Here is a 20476-nt window from a genome sequence, read left to right on the forward strand (position 1 = left end):
GTGGCTACGAGCCAGCAGAATCTACCCAGGCCTACCGCTCAACCGAAGGGTCCCGAGCACACCAGACGATGGACAGGGACGTTCGGCCAACCACTGCGCTGGCAATCATGCCATTGGAGCAAGCACGTCATGAAACAGTTGACCCCGCTAGACGCCCAGTTTTTCTATTCCGACGCCCCCCATCAACCCATGGTGATCGGCAGCCTGTGGATTTGCGACCAGCGCAGCGCACCCAATGGACTGGTTCGACACAAGGACATCATTCGCTACTTCAGCAGCCGCTTGAGCAGCACTTCACTGTTCCGCCGACGCCTGCAGCACGCCCCCTTTCGACTGGACGACCCGTACTGGGTGGAGGACAAGAATTTCGATCTGGAATACCACATCCGCCACGTCGGCCTGCCTCAACCGGGCGACTGGCGCCAGCTGTGCATCTTCACCGCACGCGCCATGTCACGCACCCTCGACATGGAGCGCGCGCCGTGGGAACTGACCATCATCGAGGGTCTGAACAATGTGGAGGGTGTGCCACCGGGCAGCTTCGCCCTGCTACTGCGATTCCATCACTCCTACATCGATGGCAAGGCCGGCATCGAGATTAATAATCTGCTGATGAGTGATCACCCCGAATTCGAAGAGAACACCTACCGGCAACCCTTCGGCGAACGCCTGCCGAGCCGTGCGCAGATGTGGGCCAGGACCGTTCCGCGTCTGACAAGCCAGCCCTTGCGCAGCTTGCGCGCCAGTTTCGGCCTGAGCAAAGCGGCCTTGCAGTTGTTCACCAGAATGCGTGGCGAGGACAGGCCAACACAAAAGCGCATCCCCACGACATTGTTCAATACTCACGTCTCTCCACACCGGACATTCGGCGGACTGTCCTGGAAGATCAGCGAGCTCAAGCAAGTTCGTCGTTGCGCCGAGGGCGCCAGCCTCAACGACGTCATCCTCGCCATCATTGGCGGCGGACTGCGACACTACCTGCTGCGTCGCGAGGCGCTGCCGGACAGCGAATCACTGGTCGCACTCTGCCCGGTGGCCATCCCGCCCGACCAGGTCCACCGCCAGACAGGCAACCTGCTCTCGGGCATGCTAATCGGTATCGGCACCGACATCGCCGACCCCGTCGACCGGCTACAGGCCATACTCGAACGCACACGATCCGGCGCAGGACTGGCCCGTGACGTGGTGCATGAACTGATTATTTCCATGGGTGACCTCGTACCCGCGCCGATGCGCATGCTCAGCAGTTGGATGAACAGTCAATTGCGCTATATCGGCAAATACCACCTGGCTAACACCCTGATAACCAACGTCCCCGGCCCTACTGGCGGACAGGAGCGCAAATACGTTGCCGGTGCCGAGCTCCTGGCGCTGTACCCGATTCCACCGGTAGCTGATGGCCTGGCGCTGTGCCATGGCATCACCAGCCTCTATGGCGAACTCATTCTCGGCGTGGTCAGCGACCGTCATGTCTTGCCTGACATGGACGTCTACGTTGAGTGCCTCCAGCAATCCACCGAAGAATATCTGGCCCTGGCACGCCAGCCAGAGGATTCGCCTGCTCCCAAAGCCCGCCCGCTGCCACCCCGCAAACGGGCGCCTAACACGACATCCAACACCGAGGAGCCTTCCGCATGACCACCGCACCCGGCTCACGCACTTCTCTCGGCGCAATGGAAAGGATCAACATGTTCAGGTCCAAGACGCCAGCCGCTCAATTGCTGATAAAAATGGCACAGGCCCATAACTACGAGGAGTGGTCCAAACACGCCTGCGCACTCGACCAACAGAACGGCATGGACGACTGGCGTAGGAACGAAGTCTGCAATGACTATGACTACCGCACCGTCCGTCAACGAATGGAACGCCTGCGCGGCATGCGCACCGCCTGCGCCTACGCCAATCTAATGTTCACCCTTAACGAGGGTATCCATGGCAATCTCGCCGGCATGGGCAAGGCGGCGCTGTACAATCGTGCCCACATGGGCACCAAGCATCTGATCCACGAATACATTGAAGAGGTGTGCCTGTCGCTGGAAGCCATCGATGCACTTGGCGATGAGATTATTTCGCTGAAGGAGCGCCAGGACTTCTTTGTTCGCGCCAGCCACTGTTTCGGTCGTTCCGCGCTGATGCTCAGCGGTGGCGCCATGCTCGGTTATTTCCACGTAGGGGTGTTAAAGGCGCTACTTGAGCAGGACCTGCTGCCGAGGATTATTTCCGGTTCCAGTGCCGGATCGCTGGTAGCGGCCATTGTCTGCACCCACAGCCCGGATGAATTGCTTGACCTCCTGCAACCTGAACTGCTGACCATGACGATCGACAATGGCGCAGTAAAACGCCGCTCTCCTCTGTCCTCGGTTCTGCAGGCCGAAGAAATCGCCAACTACATTCAACGCCTGATTCCAGACTTGACCTTTGCCGAAGCCTACGAAGTCAGTGGACGTCACCTGAACATTACGGTGACCGGTCTGGAACCACAGCAGGCTCCGCGACTGTTGAATGCCATTACCGCACCCAACGTATTGATCCGCTCCGCGATCCAGGCCTCGGGCGCCGTCATGGGCATTTTCCCGCCAGTCACCCTGCTGGCGAAGAACGCCGTCGGCCAGCAAGTGCCTTACCTGCCCGAACAACGCTGGATCGACGGCTCCTTCATCGACGACCTTCCCGCCAAGCGCCTGGGGCGCTTGTACGGCGTCAACCACTTCATATCCAGCATGGCCAATCCGGCGGCATTGCTTTTCACACCCAACCCCAATGCTCATCCCGGTCTGCTCAAAGTCGCGGTGGAACAACCGATTCGTTTAGGCAAAGACATCGCGACCCGACTGCTGCGCCTGAGCAGAAATCATTTACGCATTCGCAATCCCACCCTGGCCCGTTGGCAGCATCTCGGTTACAACATGCTGGTTCAGGACTACACCGCCGATATCAACATCTTCGTCGGCAAGCGCTGGCATAGCCCGCTCAAACTGCTGTCGCCGTTACCTCTGCCCCAGATGAGACAATTGGTTCACGAAGGAGAACAGGCAACTTGGGAACGAATGGAGATGGTGCGCAATTGCACAGCGATCAGCCGAACGCTGGACAAGATCCTGACCCGTCGCGGTTGGCATGGATGAATGCCTGTGCACGACGCTTCCATGCCATGCCTTGAATTTCCCGGTGATCGCTGCGGATCAATTACGACTTCATTGCCAACGACATCGCCTTAAGCACTTGATCAGGATTCAGCCCGGCCTGTTTTATGGCTTTACCTAGCGCGGTGTTAGCCGTGATCAATCCCGCATTGAGGGCGGATATCGCCGCTTGCAGCGAACCCACCTTGGCCTTCACCTCATCAAGGCTCACCCCCTCACCGACCGATCACTTCTTCAAAGGCAATAAAAAACCCCGTAGATCATCGATCTACGGGGTTGTTTATAGTGGAGGCCGAGGTCGGAATCGAACCGGCGTAGGCGGATTTGCAATCCGCTGCATAACCATTTTGCTACTCGGCCTCAAAACATTTGCTGTCAGTAGCGCAACATCAAATGTGTACAAACTTGGAGCGGGAAACGAGACTCGAACTCGCGACCCCGACCTTGGCAAGGTCGTGCTCTACCAACTGAGCTATTCCCGCGTCTTGGTGTGGCGCATTCTATAGAATCCAGAAGCCCCGTCAACCCTTTGATTCAAAAAAGTTTTATTTATTTTCAACGTCTGTCTTCAGATGCGGCCAGGCAGCACGCAAGTACTGGATCATGGACCACAACGTCAGGCCTGCGGACACCATCAGCAAGGCATAACCCAACAGTACCCAGAAGCTGAATTGCGACGGATTGGCCAGCAGGATTACCAGCGCCAGCATCTGCGCGGCGGTTTTCCATTTGCCCAGGTTCGACACGGCCACGTGAGCGCGAGCCCCGAGTTCGGCCATCCATTCGCGTAGCGCGGAAACCACGATCTCGCGACCGATGATGACCGCAGCGGGCAGCGTGAGCCACAAATTGCCGTGTTCCTGCACCAGCAATACCAACGCAACCGCAACCATCAGCTTGTCGGCAACGGGATCGAGAAACGCCCCGAACGGCGTGCTTTGCTCCAGACGGCGGGCCAGGTACCCGTCCAGCCAGTCTGTAGCAGCGGCAAATGCGAAGACCGAGGCTGACGCCAGGTAGCTCCATTGGTAAGGCAGGTAGAACAGTAGAATGAAAATCGGTATGAGCAGGACGCGTAGAACGGTAATCAGATTAGGGATATTCATCGGCACAACTGGCTACGAGGTGAGGGGGCATTCTACTCGCTGTGCAGATTTGCATAAATCAACTCTGCGAGCTTTTTACTGATCCCGGGTGCTTTGGCGATCTCTTCGATGCTGGCACGAGACAGCTCCTGCAATCCACCAAAATGTTTCAGCAAATCGCGGCGGCGTGTCGGCCCGACACCGGGAACGCCTTCAAGCGTAGACGTTCGACGGGTTTTTCCGCGACGGGCGCGGTGCCCGGTAATGGCAAATCGGTGAGCTTCGTCTCGAATCTGCTGGATCAAATGCAGTGCGGGGGAATCTCCGCGCAAGGTGAATTCTTGGGCGGCGTCGTTGAGGTACAGCGTTTCAAAACCGGCCTTACGCGTCGCCCCCTTGGCCACGCCAAGCAGAATCAGGTCCGGCACAGCCAGCTCGTTGAGCACATCGCGAGCCATGGACAACTGCCCTTTACCGCCGTCCACCAGCAGAATGTCCGGAAGCTTGCCCTCCCCGTCCTTCAACTTGCTGAAACGCCGGGTGAGCGCCTGATGCATCGCGGCATAGTCATCGCCGGCGGTGACCCCCTCGATGTTATAGCGGCGGTAGTCGGATTTGATCGGGCCTTCAGGACCAAACACCACGCAAGACGCAACGGTCGCTTCACCGCTGGAATGGCTGATGTCGTAGCACTCGAGGCGCTGCGGCGGCTCATCCAGCTTCAGCACCTCTGCCAGCGCGTCGAAACGGGCCGTGATGTGCTGACGATTAGCCAGTCTCGCACCCAATGCCTGTTCGGCGTTGGTGACCGCCAGTTGCTGCCAGCGGGCCCGGGTACCACGCACCCGATGGCTGATGGTCAGTTCGCGACCACGCAGCTCTTCGATGGCCGCGATCAATGTCGGAAAATCATCGTGAACCACATTGACGATCAGTTCACTCGGCAAGTCGCGTTCCGGACTACTGATGAAGTACTGACCAAGGAACGCCGCCATGACTTCAGAAACGTCCTCCTCGATACCGACTTGCGGGAAGAAGTTCTTGCTTCCCAGTACCCGTCCGCCACGCACGCTGATCAAGTGCACGCAAGCGCCGCCGGGATTGACGAACGCGGCGATCACATCGACATCGCCCGTCCCGCCTTCCATGCTCTGCTGATCCTGGACCCGCCGCAGCAACGAGATCTGGTCCCGCAACTCGGCGGCACGCTCGAATTCCAGGTTGATCGCAGCCTCTTCCATCGCGGCTGATAACTCATCGGTCAGCGCATTGCTGCGACCCTCAAGGAACATCACCGAGTGCCGTACATCTTCGGCATATACCTCGGGCTCCACGAGTCCGACACAAGGCGCCTTGCAGCGCTTGATCTGGTATTGGAGGCAAGGACGCGTACGGTTCTTGTAGTAGCTGTCTTCGCACTGGCGAACGAAAAAAGTCTTTTGCAAAAGGCTCAGGCTTTCGCGAATCGCACCGGCGCTGGGATAAGGACCGAAATACTTTCCCTTGGCCTTTTTCGCACCGCGATGGATGCTCAATCGCGGGAACTGGCCATCGGAAAGAAAAACATAGGGGTAGGATTTGTCGTCACGCAGCAGGATGTTGTAAGGGGGACGCCACTCCTTGATCAGCGTCTGCTCAAGCAGCAACGCCTCGGTCTCATTGGCGGTGATGGTCGTTTCGACCTGGGCGATACGCGCAACCAGCGCGGCAGTCTTGGGTGCCAGGCCGGATTTTCGGAAATAGCTCGACAGGCGATTCTTGAGATTCTTGGCCTTACCGACATACAACAGACGTGCTTCGCTGTCGAACATGCGATACACACCGGGGCGCCCACTGACAGTCGACAGAAAGGCACTTGGATCGAAGGTTTCACTCATGTTCAGAGACTGGCATCAACCATACCGTGACGAACTGCCAGCAACGTCAACTCGACATCGCTGCTGATCGATAGCTTTTCGAAAATGCGATAACGGTAGGTGTTCACGGTTTTTGGCGACAGGCACAACTTGTCGGAAATGATCTGGACCTTCTGGCAACCGACGATCATCAATGCAATCTGGATTTCACGCTCGGACAAGGCGTCGAAGGGCGAATCATTGGTTGGCTGAAAGGATTTGATCGCCAGTTGCTGGGCAATCTGCGGGCTGATGTAGCGCTGCCCGGCAAACACCAGACGAATTGCCTGGACCATTTCCGGCAAACCCGCGCCTTTGGTCAGGTATCCGGCAGCGCCGGCCTGCAACAATCGTGTAGGAAACGGATCTTCCTCACAGACCGTTACCGCGACAACCTTGATATCCGGGTGACTGCGCAACAATTTGCGAGTGGCTTCAAGACCACCGATTCCTGGCATCTTGACGTCCATCAACACCACATCGGGCTTCAGTTCGCGCGCCTTTAGCAGGGACTCCTCCCCCGACTCGGCCTGGCCGACGACTTGTAAGCCATCGATGTCAGCCAGCATTCGTGTAATGCCTGTACGAACGAGATCATGGTCATCGACCACTAGCACCCTAATCAAGCAGACACCTCGCGATATGGTCTTATTGGATTGCCGACACCTTAGCAAAAAAGCGGCTGGCAGACCTAGCGGAAAGCGTCAGATAAAAAGTTTCCATTTATCTTGAAAGCCCTGTAGCAAGCGTGTTCCAGCGATGCGAGCCCTCGACATTGCACTGCATTCTCAGAAAACACTCGTCCGCCCCCACCACCTGTAATCCCTTTCTTTCATACAACGCCCGCGCGGGGTTGTTTTCAAAAACCGTCAGGCGTAGCGCCGGGCGCCGTTCGTGACGTGCCACGGCCAATATCTGATCGATCGCCCAAGCGCCGGCGCCCTGCCCTCGAAATGTTTCGACGATCTGAATTTCGCGGATGTACAGCGCTCTGGCGTCTCGGCTCAGACTGACGTACCCCACCCGATGCCCGTCGCTCACAATCAGCCGGTTTTCGCGCTCCGCCCAAGCGACCTCGAACGCTTCGTCCTGCCACAACAGGTCGAACTGAATGTAATAGCGCAACATGTTGCGGCAGGTCAGCTCACGGGCAAAATCCAGATCGCGATCAGTGGCCACACGCCATTCAAACTCCATCCAAGCTCCGCGTCTTATCATTTCGGAGCACGCAGTGTGGTGACAACCGGCGAGGCACTCAAGCGATAGAACGCGCAGTGTGTGTTCGATAGCATTTTCTGATTGAATCCTCCTGCCGAGCTCTAGTAAGCTCGGCGCATCCATCGGAGACAAACCATGTTCAACACCCCCTCACAGCTTCGTACCGCCAGCGCCCTGCGCTCGGTTGCGGCTGCCCGGGTGAACGACGCTTGTGCTCCGGTCAGCTTTTATTTTGGGTATTGGTTTAGCCACTGGCGCGCCTGATACCCACACGGCGCCCACTTTAAACGGGTCGCCACCAGAGAATTCTCAACCCCCGGTCGGCCTCCCGACCGGGGGTTTTGTTTTTTTGGTTTCGACTAAAAAGAACCCCAACCATTTTTAGCAACACCAGACATTCAGAGGATCAAGAACATGAACTACGCCACCTATTACCGTTACGACAGTTTTACCGCCTGGCGATTTACCACCCTCCGCTCGGGACAGCCTGCCGCCTCCGATCGGTCACCCACAGGTGGCAAGCACACACACGCAGCCAATTTGGTCAATTGTCGAACACCCCAGTAGGGCCGAGTGCGCGGGAATTAACCCGCCGCCAGCCCAGGAAGCCTGAATATGAACTCGTCCGTCTCTGCTCTGCCCCTGTCCACCCTGAGCCCTGCCAATGAAGCGCTGACCCTGCGTCTGCCCAGCTCGTTGCAGCTCAAACAGCAATTGCCCCTCAGCAACGCATTGACCCAGCAAGTCACCGCTCACCGCCAGGCGGTTCGAGCAATCCTCAACGGTGAAGATTCCCGCCTGCTGGTCATTGTCGGCCCCTGCTCGATTCACGATCCGCAATCCGCGCTCGAATACGCCAACAACCTGGCCCGCCTGGCTGACGAGGTCAGTGATGAAATGCTGCTCGTCATGCGTGCCTATGTCGAAAAACCACGTACCACGATCGGCTGGAAAGGCCTGGCCTACGATCCGCACCTCGATGGCAGCGACGACATGGCGGGCGGCCTGACGCTTTCCCGTGAATTGATGCGCGAAATGATCAAGCTGGGCTTGCCGGTCGCGACCGAACTGCTGCAACCCATGGCCGCCGGTTACTTTGAGGACCTGCTCAGTTGGGTCGCCATCGGTGCACGCACCACCGAGTCGCAAATCCATCGTGAAATGGCCAGCGGGCTGAGCATGCCGGTCGGTTTCAAGAATGGCACCGACGGTGGTATCGCAGTTGCCAGTGATGCCATGCGCTCTGCCGCCCATCCCCATCGCCACTTCGGCGTGGATAGCCAGGGCCACCCGGCGATCATCCAGACCCCGGGCAATGCCGATACCCATCTGGTATTGCGCGGCGGTCATAACGGGCCGAACTACGACCGCGCCAGCGTAGCCAAGGTACACAGTGACTTGACCCGCCTGAAGATCCCGGCACGGATCATGGTCGACTGCAGCCACGCCAACAGCGGCAAAGATCCGCTGCGCCAGCCGGCCGTGTTCAATGATGTGCTTGAACAACGCCTGCAGGGGGACCGCTCGCTCATCGGCATGATGATCGAAAGTCACTTGTTCGAGGGTTGCCAGCCGCTGAGCCCGTCGCTGAAGTACGGCGTATCGGTCACAGATGGTTGCCTGGGTTGGAGCGGGACGGAAGCGCTGTTGCGCCAGGCGGCGAAGAGGCTTCGTAAAACCCATGATTGATTGCGGTACATCGTGGTAAACGTGTTTTTCTGTAGGAGCGAGCTTGCTCGCGATGGTCGTTAACGACAATGCGCGCTGTCTGAATGAGCGCGTCGTCTCGACCTCCATCGCGAGCAAGCTTCGCTCCTACAGTGGGACACGTTCAAATTTGGATGCACACCCCTGCCTTTTCAGCATCCCGCTATTCCATTTTCATCGAATGACCGCGGCTTTTTCATACATCGCACCAACGTCCGACTGCTTTAGAGTGAGGCGCAAGGCACCTCCCCGACCGCTGAAAAAGGACAAACACATGCAACGGAATGCAGATACTCACTATCCCATCCTGCTGGTTCACGGGCTCTTCGGATTTGACCGGATCGGCACCTTCGAGCTCTTCCACGACATTAAACAGGCCCTCAGAAGTGCCGGTGCGCGGGTATTCGTGCCACACCTGTCGGCCACTCACAGCAATGAAACTCGAGGCAATCAACTGTTGGCGCAAATCGAACGGGTACTGGAAGGCACAAGTGCCAGCAAAGTCAACCTGATCGGTCATAGCCAGGGCGCATTGGCCGCTCGTTATGCAGCCGCAATAGCTCCACAGTCGGTTGCCTCAGTGACGTCCGTCAGTGGACCAAACCATGGTTCGGAACTGGCCGACTTCCTGCGCAAGGCGCTTACGCCTGGCAGCTTGCCTGAGCAGATCGCCGAGACAGTGGCGACCCTGTTCGCAGACTTTCTGGCATTGATCAGTGGCAACCGCGGCATGCCAAGCAACGCCATCGCCGCATTGAGCGCGCTGACTACAGAGGGTGTCGCTGCATTCAACGACAAGTATCCGCAAGGTCTACCCAAAACCTGGGGGGGCAAAGGTTGCGAGCGGGTCAACGGTGTCCGATATTACTCTTGGAGTGGCACCTTGCCGGAAAACCTGCTGAAGGGTGGTTACAATCCCATTGATCCAGTGCACGGATTCCTGCGGGCCTTTTCCCGATATTTCATCACTGAAGCCGGGCAGAACGATGGCATGGTCGGTCGTTACAGCTCCCATCTGGGCACCGTCATCCGCTCCGACTATCCATTGGACCATCTCGGCACCATTCGCCAGGCCGGTGTCACGATCGGAAAAAACGTCGACCCGATTGACCTATATGTGCAGCATGCCGAGCGCCTGAAAAGAGCCGGCCTTTGATCGGGATGAATGTCAACGTCAATGCGTCTTGTCTGAATGCCCGCGCTGCCCAGGCATTTTTCGCGAGCAAGCTCGCTCCTGCAGGAGAAATCGCTTAGGCTCGACACTTTACCGAACATTGAAAGGAGTATTTCCCCATGGCTAGAGCCACTGCCCGCCACATCCTCGTTGCCAGCGAAGCCAAGTGCAACGAACTCAAGGCCCAAATCGAGGCTGGCGCAGACTTTGCCGAGATCGCCAAAGCCAACTCCACCTGCCCTTCCAGCCGCCAGGGCGGTGACCTGGGTTCCTTCGGTCCTGGCCAAATGGTCAAGGAATTCGACACCGTGGTTTTCAGTGCACCGATCAACGTCGTGCAAGGCCCGGTCAAGACCCAGTTCGGCTACCACCTGCTGGAAGTGACCAGCCGTCAGGACTGATCGAAGCCCGGTTTTCACCCACAACGGCCCGCCTTTTGGTGGGCCGCTGTGTTTCAGATGCGTAATACGGCTGGCGAGGGACGCGCCGCTAGCGTACAAATTGTCGTTAACGACCACCCGGCTCTAAGGCTGACAATGCGACTGGCTTTCCCTACTGTGTTATTCACTGCCGTGGCCCTGCTGTTGAGCGCCGCCGGTGTGAACGCTGCACCGCAACATGCGTTGACCGTATACGGAGAACCGGCCAAGTACCCTGCCGGCTTCAGTCACTTCGCCTACGCCAATCCGCTGGCCCCCAAGGGGGGCACCATGCGTCGCTCGGCGATCGAAATCGGCCTCTTCGACCACGTGTCGCCCTACATCGACAAGGGCATCGGCGTTACGCAGATCGATGGCCTGCTCTACTCGCCCCTGGCCCAGCGCTCGCTGGACGAGCCTTACACCGTGTATGGCCTGGTGGCGCAACAGATGGAGCGTTCCGAGGACGGCCTGTCCCTGCGCTTCTACCTCAACCCCAAGGCACGTTTTGCCGATGGCAAACCCATCACCGCCGAAGACGTGCGCTACACCTTCGATCTATTGATGACCCAGGGCAGCCTGCGCTATCGCACGCAGTTCGCTGACGTCAAAGGCGTCGAGGTGGAGTCGCCACTGACCGTGCGCTTCGACTTCAAGAACAACGAAAACCGTACCTTACCGCTGGATATAGCTACCCTGCCGGTATTTCCCGAGCACTGGTGGAAGACCCGTGATTTCGCCGGTGGCGGTGGTTACGAGGCGCCGTTGGGCAGCGGGCCGTACAGAGTGGCCAAGGTCGATTCCGGGCGCAGCATTACCTTTGAACGCAACGCCGACTGGTGGGGCAAGGACCTCCCGGTCAGCCGTGGCCTCTATAATTTCGACCATTTCAGCATCGAGTACTTCGGCGACACCGACGTTGCCCGACAGGTCTTGCGCGGCGGCGCCTACGACTACAACCGCGAGTTTTCCGCCACCGGCTACTCCATCGGCTATGAAAGCCCGGCTTTAAGCGATGGCCGGCTGCAGAAAGCCCATCTGGCAACCGAAGCCCCGCAGCCGAGCCAGGGCTTTGTGTTCAATCTGCAAAAGCCGATGTTCCAGGACCGTCGTGTGCGTCAGGCGTTGGTCATGCTCTGGGACTTCGAATGGAGCAACCGGCAGATGATGCGCAATATGTACATCCGCCAACAGAGCTTCTTTTCCAACACCGAACTCGCCGCAAGGCAACTGCCGGATGCCGGCGAACTGGCGATTCTCGAACCGTTGCGCGGGCAGATTCCCGACGAAGTCTTTACCAAAGTGTTCGAGGCGCCGAAAACCGATGGCAGCGGCGTGATCCGCGATAAACAGCTGCAAGCCCTGGACCTGCTCGAACAGGCCGGCTGGAAACCCAAGGGCGATCAACTGGTCAACGCCGACGGCGAACCGTTGAGCTTCACGTTTCTGGTCAGCCAGAACGGCATGGATCGCTTGCTGCTGCCGTATAAGCGGACCCTGAAACAGATCGGCATCGACCTGAACATCCGCCGCATCGACGCATCGCAGTACGTCAACCGCCTGATGAGCCGCGACTACGACATGATCGTCACCGGCTACCCGGTCACCACCTCTCCGGGGGGCGAGCTGTTCAACTATTTCGGCTCGTCTTCGGCCACCGACCCAGGCGCCAACAACTACATGGTCCTCAAGAATCCAGCGGTGGACACCCTGATCAACGGGCTGGTGCGCGCCAACACCAAGGCCGACATGTTGCGCTACGCCCATGCGCTGGATCGGGTACTGCAATGGAACTACTACTGGATTCCCAACTATTACCCGCCGGGAACGTCCACCGTATGGTGGAACCGCTTCGGCATCCCGACCGTGCAGGCCAGCAATGACGAAGCCATCGAGAGCTGGTGGGAAGTGAGCACCACGCCCTTGACCAATCAGGAAATGACCGCCGAGCGCATCCGCCGCGCAAGACCCGGAGGGCCGCATTGATGTGGGCTTATATACTGCGGCGCTTGCTGCTGATCGTTCCAACGCTGGTGATCATTCTTCTGGTCAATTTCGTCATCGTCCAGGCGGCCCCCGGCGGCCCGGTGGAGCAGGCCATCGCCCATCTGCAAGGCATCGGTGGCGCCAGTGTCGGCGGCGGGTCTGGCGAATCCATGAGCGGCACCTCCCGGGCCAGTCGCGGCCTCGACCCACAACTGATCAAGGACATCGAAAAACAATACGGTTTCGACAAACCGGCCCATGAACGACTGTGGCTGATGCTCACCAGTTACGCGCGCCTGGACTTCGGCAAGAGCTTCTTCCGGGGCGCCACCGTCACCGATCTGATCCTGCAAAAAATGCCGGTTACCATTTCCCTCGGGCTGTGGGCGACGCTGATCACCTATCTGGTGTCGATCCCGCTGGGCATCCGCAAGGCGGTGCACCACGGCAGTCATTTCGATATCTGGAGCAGCACTGCGATCATCATCGGTTACGCGATGCCGGCGTTTCTCTTCGCGATGTTCCTGATCGTGGTGTTCGCCGGCGGCACGTCGCTGAACTGGTTTCCCGTCCGCGGGCTGGTCTCCGATAACTTCGAGTCGCTGTCGACCCTGGGCAAAATCGCCGATTACTTCTGGCACCTGGTGTTGCCGGTGACGGCGCTGGTGATCGGCGGTTTCGCGACCCTGACCATCCTGACCAAGAACTCGTTCCTCAATGAAATCACCCGCCAGTACGTGGTCACCGCCCGCGCCAAGGGCCTGAGCGAGCGCCGGGTGCTGTATGGCCATGTGTTCCGCAATGCGATGTTGCTGGTGGTGTCGGGGATTCCCCAGGCCTTTATCAGCGTATTTTTTGCCGGTTCCTTGCTGATCGAAGTGATCTTTTCCCTCGATGGCCTGGGCCGCATGAGCTATGAGGCTGCGGTTTCCAGGGATTATCCGGTGGTGTTTGGCTCTCTGTTTATCTTCACCCTGTTCGGCCTGCTGATAAAACTGGTCGGTGACCTGTGCTACACCCTGGTCGACCCACGTATCGACTTCGCCGCGAGGAATGCCTGATGCTCAAGCTTTCGCCGTTGGGCCGTCGTCGTTTTGAACGCTTCAAGAAGAACCGTCGCGGCTGGTGGTCGCTGTGGTTGTTTGTCGGTCTGTTCCTGCTCACCCTGGGTGGCGAACTGATCGCCAACGACAAGCCGCTGATGGTCAGCTATCAAGGTCAGTGGTACTTCCCCGCTTTAAAACGCTACACCGAACAGGAGTTTGGCGGTCAGCTACCTTTCCAGGCCGATTACCGCAGCGACTATGTGCAGCACCTGATCAAAAAGGACGGCGGCTGGCTACTGTTTCCACCGATCCCCTTCAGCGATGACACGCCCAACTACGACCTGAACAAACCGGCACCGAGCCCGCCATCGAGCGTGAACTGGCTGGGCACCGACGATCAGGCGCGAGACGTGTTGGCCCGTGTGATCTTCGGCGCGCGAGTATCGATTCTGTTTGCCCTGATGCTGACCTTCGTCAGTGCGTTGATCGGCATTGCCGCCGGGGCCCTGCAAGGCTATTACGGCGGCTGGGTCGACTTGCTAGGGCAGCGCCTGCAGGAGGTCTGGTCGGGGCTGCCCGTGCTGTATTTGCTGATCATCCTGTCGGGGTTTGTCGAGCCGAATTTCTGGTGGCTGCTGGGGATCATGGCGCTGTTCTCATGGCTCGCGCTGGTAGACGTAGTGCGCGCCGAATTCCTGCGCGGACGCAATCTGGAATACGTAAAAGCCGCCAGGGCACTGGGCCTGACCGATCGTAAAGTCATCGTTCGACACATCCTGCCCAACGCCATGAACGCGACCTTGAGCTACCTGCCGTTCATTCTGACCGGAGCAATCTCGACCCTGACGGCACTGGACTTCCTCGGGTTCGGCATGCCCGCTGGCAGCGCATCCCTGGGCGAACTGATCGGCCAGGGCAAGCAGAACCTGCAAGCACCGTGGCTTGGGCTGACGGCGTTTTTCGCCTTGGCGCTGATTCTTTCCTTACTGGTGTTCATCGGCGAAGCCTTGCGTGACGCCTTTGACCCTCGCTCCTGATGCGGACGGCTGACATGAGTAACCTGATCGAAATCCGTGACCTCAGCGTGGCCTTCAGCGGCCAGACCGTGGTGCGCAATCTGTGCCTGGACATCCGCCCCGGCGAGTGCCTGGCATTGGTGGGCGAATCGGGCTCGGGCAAGTCGGTGACCGCCCACTCGATCCTGCAACTGCTGCCCGAAGGCGGGACCGAAACCACCGGCAGTATCCGTTATCGCGGCCAGGAGATTGTCGGCGCCGACGTCAAGCGTTTGCGTCAGTTGCGCGGCAACCGAATCGCCATGATTTTCCAGGAGCCGATGACCTCCCTGAATCCATTGCACAGCATCGAAAAGCAGATCGGCGAAACCTTGCTGGTGCACAAAGGCATGGCCGGCAAAGCGGCTCAGGCGCGTATTCTTGAATTGCTGCACTTGGTGGGCATTCAGAAACCCAAGGAACGACTCAAGGCCTACCCCCATCAATTGTCCGGTGGCCAACGCCAGCGGGTGATGATCGCCATGGCCCTGGCCTGCGAACCGGAATTGCTGATCGCCGACGAACCCACCACCGCACTGGATGTCACCGTGCAACGCAAGATCCTGCTGCTGCTCAAATCGCTGCAGCAGCGGCTCGGCATGTCACTCCTGCTGATCAGCCACGACCTCAACCTGGTGCGCAGCATCGCCCAACGCGTTTGTGTGATGAAGGCTGGGGAAATCGTCGAGCAGGCAGGCTGCGAAACCATTTTTACCGAACCGAAACACCCGTATAGCTGCCTGCTGCTCAATGCCGAACCGGAGGGCGAAGCACTGCCTCGCGAGGAACGGGAAAACGTACTCGAAGTGGACGATCTGCGGGTGCAGTTTGCCGTCGGTGGCGGATTGTTTCAGCGCAAGACCTACTTGAAAGCCGTGGACGGCATCAGCCTTAAGGTTCAGCGCGGAAAAACCCTGGGGATTGTCGGTGAGTCCGGTTCGGGCAAGTCCACGCTCGGCCAGGCAATCCTGCGCCTGCTTGATTCCGAGGGCGGTATTCGTTTCCAGGGCGAAGCGCTGGACGGACTGACCCAGAAGCAGCTGCGGCCCTGGCGCAAGCAGATGCAGGTGGTGTTCCAGGACCCCTTCGGTAGTCTCAGCCCGCGGATGTCCGTGGAGCAGATCATCTGCGAAGGCCTGGAAGTACACAGCCAGTTGAGCACCGAGGAGTGCAACGCCGAAGTGATTCGCGCACTGCAGGAAGTCGGTCTCGACCCGCGAAGCCGTCACCGCTATCCCCATGAATTCTCCGGCGGCCAGCGCCAGCGCATCGCCATCGCCCGGGCGTTGGTATTGAAACCGGCGCTGATCCTGCTGGACGAGCCCACCTCGGCGCTGGACCGTACCGTGCAAAAGCAGGTGGTCGCCCTGCTCCGTCAGCTCCAGGAAAAACATGGCCTGACCTATTTGTTCATCAGTCATGACCTGTCGGTGGTTCGCGCGCTGGCCCATGACATGATCGTGATCAAGGACGGCAAGGTGGTGGAAAGCGGTGCCAGCCATGATGTGTTTGATTCACCGCAGCATCCGTACACCAAGGAGCTGTTGGCGGCGGCGCATTTGGGGCAGGCATAATTCGGGACCGCGTCGCGGCCTTGGGGGGGGGGGGGGGGGGGGGGGGGGGGGGGGGGGGGGGGGGGGGGGTTGGGGGAGGGTTGGGTGGTTTGGGGGGGGGCTTTTCCTAAGTGGGGAAAGGTTTTTTTTTGGGGGGGAGCGAGCCTGCTCGCGAAGAGGCCGGCGCTGGCAATACACAATCAGGATCAGCACCGATGAACACCACCGAAAGCCTCAAGGACTACCAGCGAGTTCGCCTGCTGGCAATCCGTTCGTTGTTCGAAATCATCGAGCAGTCGAGTGAAGGCACGGTCATCGTCGACCGCGATGCCAATATCGTCTGGATGAACGAGCGTTATGCCCGGCGGTTTGGCCTGGAGTCGGCCGAAAGTGCCATCGGCAAGGCCTGTGAAAGCGTGATCCCCGGCAGCCTGTTGCGTGAAGTGGTGCGCACCGGCCGACCGATTTTGCTGGACATGCAGGACACCTCCAAGGAACCGCTGGTGGTCATGCGCCTGCCGATCCATGACGACGCTGGCCTTGTGATTGGAGCCATCGGCTTTGCCCTGTTTGATGAATTGCGCAGCCTGTCACCGATGCTCAAGCGCTACATGAGTATGCAAGAAGAGCTTGCATCCACGCGTTCGCTGCTGCGGGCACGGCAGACCAAGTACAACTTCGCCCACTTCATAGGCACCAGCGCCGCCAGCCTGGAAGTCAAGCGACGCGCTCGGCGCAGTGCCAGCACGGACTCGCCGGTGTTGCTGCTGGGGGAAACCGGCACCGGCAAGGAACTGCTGGCTCAGGCGATCCATAACGCGTCACCGCGTGCGCACAAGGCCTTTGTCAGCATCAACAGTGCGGCGATCCCCGAATCATTGCTCGAAGCCGAATTCTTCGGTACTGCTCCCGGTGCCTTTACCGGTGCCGATCGCAAGGGCCGCGCCGGCAAATTGCAAATCGCCCAGGGTGGCACGCTGTTCCTCGATGAAATCGGCGATATGCCGCTGCCGTTGCAAAGCAAGTTGCTGCGGGTGCTGCAGGAAAAGGAATTCGAGCCGGTCGGTTCCAACGACGTGATCCAAAGCGATGTGCGGGTGATCGCCGCGACCTCTACCGATCTGGAAGCCGCGATCAAGCGCGGCGAGTTTCGCGCCGACCTGTATTACCGCCTCAACGTCCTGCCGATCCACGTACCACCGTTGCGTGACCGCCTCGACGACCTGCCCGCCCTCAGCGAAGCCATCCTGGAAGAGCTGCGCAGCCAGCACGAGCTGAACAGCGAAGCGCTGGCGTTGCTGGGCCAGCACGCCTGGCCGGGGAATATTCGCGAACTGCGCAACGTCCTGGAGCGGGCCGCATTGCTCAGCGATGATCTGCAGCTTTCAGTCGCGGATATCCGTGGCGCGATCGGGACTTTTACTGCCGTTGAGCGGGTGACTCCGTTGATCGTGGAGCCGGTGGAACACGAGACGTTCAGCGCGGCGCGGGAACGCTTTGACCGGCAATTGATCGAATCCGCCCTGGCGCAATGCGGGGGCAAGGTGATCGAGGCGGCGGCGCGCCTGGGGTTGGGGCGGTCGACGTTGTACAAGAAGATGGTGGCACTGGGAATTGCGGAGTCTCTATAAAGAGACACTAAATCCACAAACATGGAAAGAGCTTCGCGAGCAGGCTCGCTCCCACAGGTTCAGATAATTTTGCCCAACTGTGGGAGCGAGCCTGCTCGCGAAGAGGCCAGTCCTGACGACGAAAATCTCAAAACAGAGACTCAACCATTGACCCCGCCCTAACAAAGATAAATATATCTATATATTTCAACAACTTACCCATCTGGCACGATACTCGCTATAGCCCCTTCCTACACAGTTACACCCCACAAAAATAACAATCCCAGGAGACACACCATGAGTGTGATCATTGCCTTGGCAGCCCTCGCGCTGTTGATGCTGGCCGCTTACCGTGGCTATAGCGTTATCCTTTTTGCCCCGATTGCCGCGCTCGGCGCTGTCCTGCTTACCGACCCTTCTGCCGTTGCGCCTGCTTTCACCGGCGTGTTCATGGAAAAAATGGTCGGTTTCATCAAACTGTACTTCCCGGTATTCCTGCTTGGCGCAGTGTTCGGCAAGCTGATCGAGTTATCGGGCTTCTCGCGTTCCATCGTCGCTGCGGCCATTCGCTTGCTCGGCACCCGTCAGGCGATGCTGGTGATCGTGCTGGTCTGCGCTTTGCTCACCTATGGCGGCGTGTCGCTGTTCGTGGTGGTGTTCGCGGTGTATCCGTTTGCCGCCGAGATGTTCCGTCAGAGCAATATCCCCAAGCGCTTGATTCCGGCGACCATTGCCCTGGGTGCCTTCTCCTTCACCATGGACGCCCTGCCCGGCACCCCACAGATCCAGAACATCATCCCCAGCACCTTCTTCAACACCACGGCGTGGGCGGCGCCCTGGCTGGGTGTGATCGGCACGATATTCGTGTTTTGCGCCGGCATGCTGTTTCTCCAGCGTCAGCGCAACAAGGCCCAACGCACTGGCGAAGGCTATGGCACCGACCTGCGCAACGAGCCGGAAACCGCCGCCGACATCAAGCTGCCCAACCCGTGGATCGCCCTGTCCCCATTGTTGGCCGTGGGCATCATGAACTTGCTGTTCACCCAGTGGATTCCGCAGTGGTACGGCAAGACCCACAGCCTGGCGCTGCCGGGCATGGCCGCGCCGGTCACCACCGATATCGCCAAACTCACAGCGATCTGGGCGGTTCAGGCAGCCTTGCTGGTGGGCATCCTTATGGTGCTCGCATTCGGCTACAAGGCGATCAGCCGCAAACTGGCCGAAGGCAGTAAAAGTGCGGTTAGCGGTGCATTGCTGGCAGCAATGAACACCGCGTCGGAATACGGTTTTGGCGCGGTGATCGCGTCCCTGCCAGGCTTCCTGGTGCTGGCCGACTGGCTGAAAAGCATTCCCAATCCGCTGGTCAACGAAGCGATTACCGTGACCTTGCTGGCCGGTATCACCGGCTCTGCTTCCGGCGGCATGAGCATCGCCCTGGCGGCAATGTCCGAGCAGTTCATCAGCGCCGCCCACGCCGCCAACATCCCGCTGGAAGTGCTGCACCGCGTCGCCTCGATGGCCAGTGGTGGCATGGACACCCTGCCGCACAACGGCGCGGTGATTACCCTGTTGGCGGTCACTGGCCTTACCCACCGTGAGGCTTACAAAGACATTTTCTGTATTACGCTGATCAAGACCCTGGCGGTTTTTGTGGTGATCGGTACTTTCTACGCCACTGGCATTGTGTGAGGTATTCATGACGACTCTTTCAGGCAAGACCGCACTGGTCACCGGTTCCACCAGCGGCATTGGCCTCGGCATCGCCCTCAGCCTGGCCAAGGCCGGCGCCTATCTGATCCTCAATGGTTTCGGCGATGCGTCCAAGGTGATCGCCGAAGTCGAACAGTACGGTGGCAAGGTTGGCCATCATCCGGCCGACGTCAGCGACCCGGCACAGATCGCTGACATGATTGCCTACGCCGAGCGTGAATTCGGCGGCGTCGACATTCTGGTCAACAACGCCGGCATCCAGCACGTGGCGCCGGTAGACGAGTTCCCGGTGGAGCGCTGGGACTCGATCATCGCCATCAACCTGTCGTCGGTGTTTCACAGCACCCGCCTGAGCCTGCCGGGCATGCGCGCCAAGGGCTGGGGCCGGGTGATCAACATTGCCTCGGTGCATGGCCTGGTGGGGTCGACCGGCAAGGCGGCTTATGTGGCAGCCAAGCACGGCGTGATCGGACTGACCAAGGTCGTTGCCCTGGAAACCGCCACCAGCAACGTCACCTGCAACGCGATTTGCCCGGGTTGGGTGTTGACGCCGCTGGTGCAGAAGCAGATCGACGACCGCGCCGCGAAGGGGATCGATCCTCAGCAGGCGCAGCATGATTTGCTCGCCGAGAAGCAACCGTCACTGGAGTTCGTGACCCCGCCGCAACTGGGCGAGCTGGTGTTGTTCCTGTGCAGTGAAGCCGGCAGCCAGGTGCGAGGGGCGGCGTGGAATATTGATGGTGGGTGGTTGGCGCAGTGAACCGGCGTTAGACCGCGTTATCGTTCTTCGCGAGCAGGCTCGCTCCCACAGGGGATCGCATTTCAATGTGGGAGCGAGCCTGCTCGCGAATGGTTCTAAAGACATAAGAAGAGGC

The 20476-nt window shown here is 59.1% G+C and carries 17 protein-coding genes and 2 tRNA genes; 12 read left to right on the forward strand and 7 right to left on the reverse strand.

Annotation, left to right across the window (positions count from 1 at the left end):
* Positions 1-129 precede the first annotated feature (129 nt).
* On the forward strand, positions 130-1638 hold the full coding sequence (locus ACSFE6_RS09440; RefSeq protein WP_435427346.1) for a wax ester/triacylglycerol synthase family O-acyltransferase: 1509 nt from the start codon (positions 130-132) through the stop codon (positions 1636-1638).
* Positions 1635-3125 (forward strand): DUF3336 domain-containing protein, encoded by a 1491-nt coding sequence (locus ACSFE6_RS09445; protein WP_435427347.1) that lies wholly within the window; start codon positions 1635-1637, stop codon positions 3123-3125. Before ACSFE6_RS09440 ends, ACSFE6_RS09445 begins: the two co-directional genes overlap by 4 nt.
* Before the next feature lie 61 nt (positions 3126-3186).
* On the opposite strand, the gene ACSFE6_RS09450 is transcribed toward ACSFE6_RS09445, so the two are convergent.
* From ACSFE6_RS09450 to ACSFE6_RS09480, 7 genes are all read right to left on the reverse strand, one after another.
* Positions 3187-3354, reverse strand: a complete 168-nt coding sequence (locus ACSFE6_RS09450) for a hypothetical protein (RefSeq protein ID WP_435427348.1) — start codon at positions 3352-3354, stop codon at positions 3187-3189.
* A gap of 75 nt (positions 3355-3429) precedes the next feature.
* Positions 3430-3503, reverse strand: a tRNA-Cys gene (locus tag ACSFE6_RS09455).
* Positions 3504-3549: 46 nt separating this feature from the next.
* Positions 3550-3625 (reverse strand) — tRNA-Gly (locus tag ACSFE6_RS09460).
* Positions 3626-3688: 63 nt separating this feature from the next.
* The gene (gene pgsA / locus ACSFE6_RS09465) at positions 3689-4249 is read right to left on the reverse strand and encodes a CDP-diacylglycerol--glycerol-3-phosphate 3-phosphatidyltransferase (RefSeq protein WP_435427349.1); all 561 of its coding nucleotides are present in this window, start codon (positions 4247-4249) and stop codon (positions 3689-3691) included.
* 32 nt (positions 4250-4281) lie between these two features.
* Positions 4282-6105, reverse strand: coding sequence for an excinuclease ABC subunit UvrC (gene uvrC / locus ACSFE6_RS09470; RefSeq protein ID WP_435427350.1), 1824 nt, complete (start codon positions 6103-6105; stop codon positions 4282-4284).
* 2 nt (positions 6106-6107) lie between these two features.
* A complete protein-coding gene (gacA, locus tag ACSFE6_RS09475; RefSeq protein WP_008015884.1) occupies positions 6108-6749 on the reverse strand; it encodes a response regulator transcription factor GacA in 642 nt (213 codons plus the stop codon).
* A gap of 97 nt (positions 6750-6846) precedes the next feature.
* On the reverse strand, positions 6847-7320 hold the full coding sequence (locus ACSFE6_RS09480) for a GNAT family N-acetyltransferase (RefSeq protein ID WP_435427351.1): 474 nt from the start codon (positions 7318-7320) through the stop codon (positions 6847-6849).
* A gap of 636 nt (positions 7321-7956) precedes the next feature.
* Here ACSFE6_RS09480 and ACSFE6_RS09485 point away from each other — a divergent pair.
* The 10 genes from ACSFE6_RS09485 (at position 7957) to hbdH (ending at position 20361) form a co-directional block, all read left to right on the forward strand.
* Positions 7957-9030: a 3-deoxy-7-phosphoheptulonate synthase gene (locus ACSFE6_RS09485; protein WP_435427352.1), complete on the forward strand. Its 1074-nt coding sequence runs from the start codon at positions 7957-7959 to the stop codon at positions 9028-9030.
* Between the two features lie 292 nt (positions 9031-9322).
* The gene (locus tag ACSFE6_RS09490; RefSeq protein WP_435427353.1) at positions 9323-10204 is read left to right on the forward strand and encodes a lipase family alpha/beta hydrolase; all 882 of its coding nucleotides are present in this window, start codon (positions 9323-9325) and stop codon (positions 10202-10204) included.
* A 137-nt stretch (positions 10205-10341) separates the two neighbouring features.
* Complete coding sequence (locus ACSFE6_RS09495; protein WP_175388553.1) at positions 10342-10623, forward strand: peptidylprolyl isomerase; 282 nt, start codon at positions 10342-10344, stop codon at positions 10621-10623.
* 135 nt (positions 10624-10758) lie between these two features.
* On the forward strand, positions 10759-12627 hold the full coding sequence (locus tag ACSFE6_RS09500; RefSeq protein ID WP_435427354.1) for an extracellular solute-binding protein: 1869 nt from the start codon (positions 10759-10761) through the stop codon (positions 12625-12627).
* Positions 12627-13688, forward strand: coding sequence for a microcin C ABC transporter permease YejB (locus tag ACSFE6_RS09505; RefSeq protein WP_435427355.1), 1062 nt, complete (start codon positions 12627-12629; stop codon positions 13686-13688). Before ACSFE6_RS09500 ends, ACSFE6_RS09505 begins: the two co-directional genes overlap by 1 nt.
* On the forward strand, positions 13688-14710 hold the full coding sequence (locus tag ACSFE6_RS09510; protein WP_435427356.1) for an ABC transporter permease: 1023 nt from the start codon (positions 13688-13690) through the stop codon (positions 14708-14710). Before ACSFE6_RS09505 ends, ACSFE6_RS09510 begins: the two co-directional genes overlap by 1 nt.
* A gap of 14 nt (positions 14711-14724) precedes the next feature.
* Positions 14725-16302 (forward strand): ABC transporter ATP-binding protein, encoded by a 1578-nt coding sequence (locus tag ACSFE6_RS09515; protein ID WP_435427357.1) that lies wholly within the window; start codon positions 14725-14727, stop codon positions 16300-16302.
* A 194-nt stretch (positions 16303-16496) separates the two neighbouring features.
* Positions 16497-17912 carry a sigma-54 interaction domain-containing protein gene (locus tag ACSFE6_RS09520; protein WP_435427358.1) on the forward strand — a complete coding sequence of 472 codons (1416 nt, stop codon included), beginning with the start codon at positions 16497-16499 and terminating at the stop codon, positions 17910-17912.
* 276 nt (positions 17913-18188) lie between these two features.
* Positions 18189-19580: a GntP family permease gene (locus ACSFE6_RS09525; RefSeq protein ID WP_435427359.1), complete on the forward strand. Its 1392-nt coding sequence runs from the start codon at positions 18189-18191 to the stop codon at positions 19578-19580.
* Between the two features lie 7 nt (positions 19581-19587).
* Complete coding sequence (gene hbdH, locus ACSFE6_RS09530) at positions 19588-20361, forward strand: 3-hydroxybutyrate dehydrogenase (RefSeq protein ID WP_435427360.1); 774 nt, start codon at positions 19588-19590, stop codon at positions 20359-20361.
* Positions 20362-20476 lie beyond the last annotated feature (115 nt).

This window comes from Pseudomonas baetica, from assembly GCF_051216495.1.
GTDB classification, from domain to species: Bacteria; Pseudomonadota; Gammaproteobacteria; order Pseudomonadales; family Pseudomonadaceae; genus Aquipseudomonas; species Aquipseudomonas baetica_B.

Coding starts and splice junctions, on each gene's coding strand:
- ACSFE6_RS09440 (WP_435427346.1), top strand. CDS start 130: ATGAAACAGTTGACCCCGCTAGACGCCCAGTTTTTCTATTCCGACGCC.
- ACSFE6_RS09445 (WP_435427347.1), top strand. CDS start 1,635: ATGACCACCGCACCCGGCTCACGCACTTCTCTCGGCGCAATGGAAAGG.
- pgsA (WP_435427349.1), bottom strand. CDS start 4,249: ATGAATATCCCTAATCTGATTACCGTTCTACGCGTCCTGCTCATACCG.
- uvrC (WP_435427350.1), bottom strand. CDS start 6,105: ATGAGTGAAACCTTCGATCCAAGTGCCTTTCTGTCGACTGTCAGTGGG.
- ACSFE6_RS09480 (WP_435427351.1), bottom strand. CDS start 7,320: ATGGAGTTTGAATGGCGTGTGGCCACTGATCGCGATCTGGATTTTGCC.
- ACSFE6_RS09485 (WP_435427352.1), top strand. CDS start 7,957: ATGAACTCGTCCGTCTCTGCTCTGCCCCTGTCCACCCTGAGCCCTGCC.
- ACSFE6_RS09490 (WP_435427353.1), top strand. CDS start 9,323: ATGCAACGGAATGCAGATACTCACTATCCCATCCTGCTGGTTCACGGG.
- ACSFE6_RS09495 (WP_175388553.1), top strand. CDS start 10,342: ATGGCTAGAGCCACTGCCCGCCACATCCTCGTTGCCAGCGAAGCCAAG.
- ACSFE6_RS09500 (WP_435427354.1), top strand. CDS start 10,759: ATGCGACTGGCTTTCCCTACTGTGTTATTCACTGCCGTGGCCCTGCTG.
- ACSFE6_RS09505 (WP_435427355.1), top strand. CDS start 12,627: ATGTGGGCTTATATACTGCGGCGCTTGCTGCTGATCGTTCCAACGCTG.
- ACSFE6_RS09510 (WP_435427356.1), top strand. CDS start 13,688: ATGCTCAAGCTTTCGCCGTTGGGCCGTCGTCGTTTTGAACGCTTCAAG.
- ACSFE6_RS09515 (WP_435427357.1), top strand. CDS start 14,725: ATGAGTAACCTGATCGAAATCCGTGACCTCAGCGTGGCCTTCAGCGGC.
- ACSFE6_RS09520 (WP_435427358.1), top strand. CDS start 16,497: ATGAACACCACCGAAAGCCTCAAGGACTACCAGCGAGTTCGCCTGCTG.
- ACSFE6_RS09525 (WP_435427359.1), top strand. CDS start 18,189: ATGAGTGTGATCATTGCCTTGGCAGCCCTCGCGCTGTTGATGCTGGCC.
- hbdH (WP_435427360.1), top strand. CDS start 19,588: ATGACGACTCTTTCAGGCAAGACCGCACTGGTCACCGGTTCCACCAGC.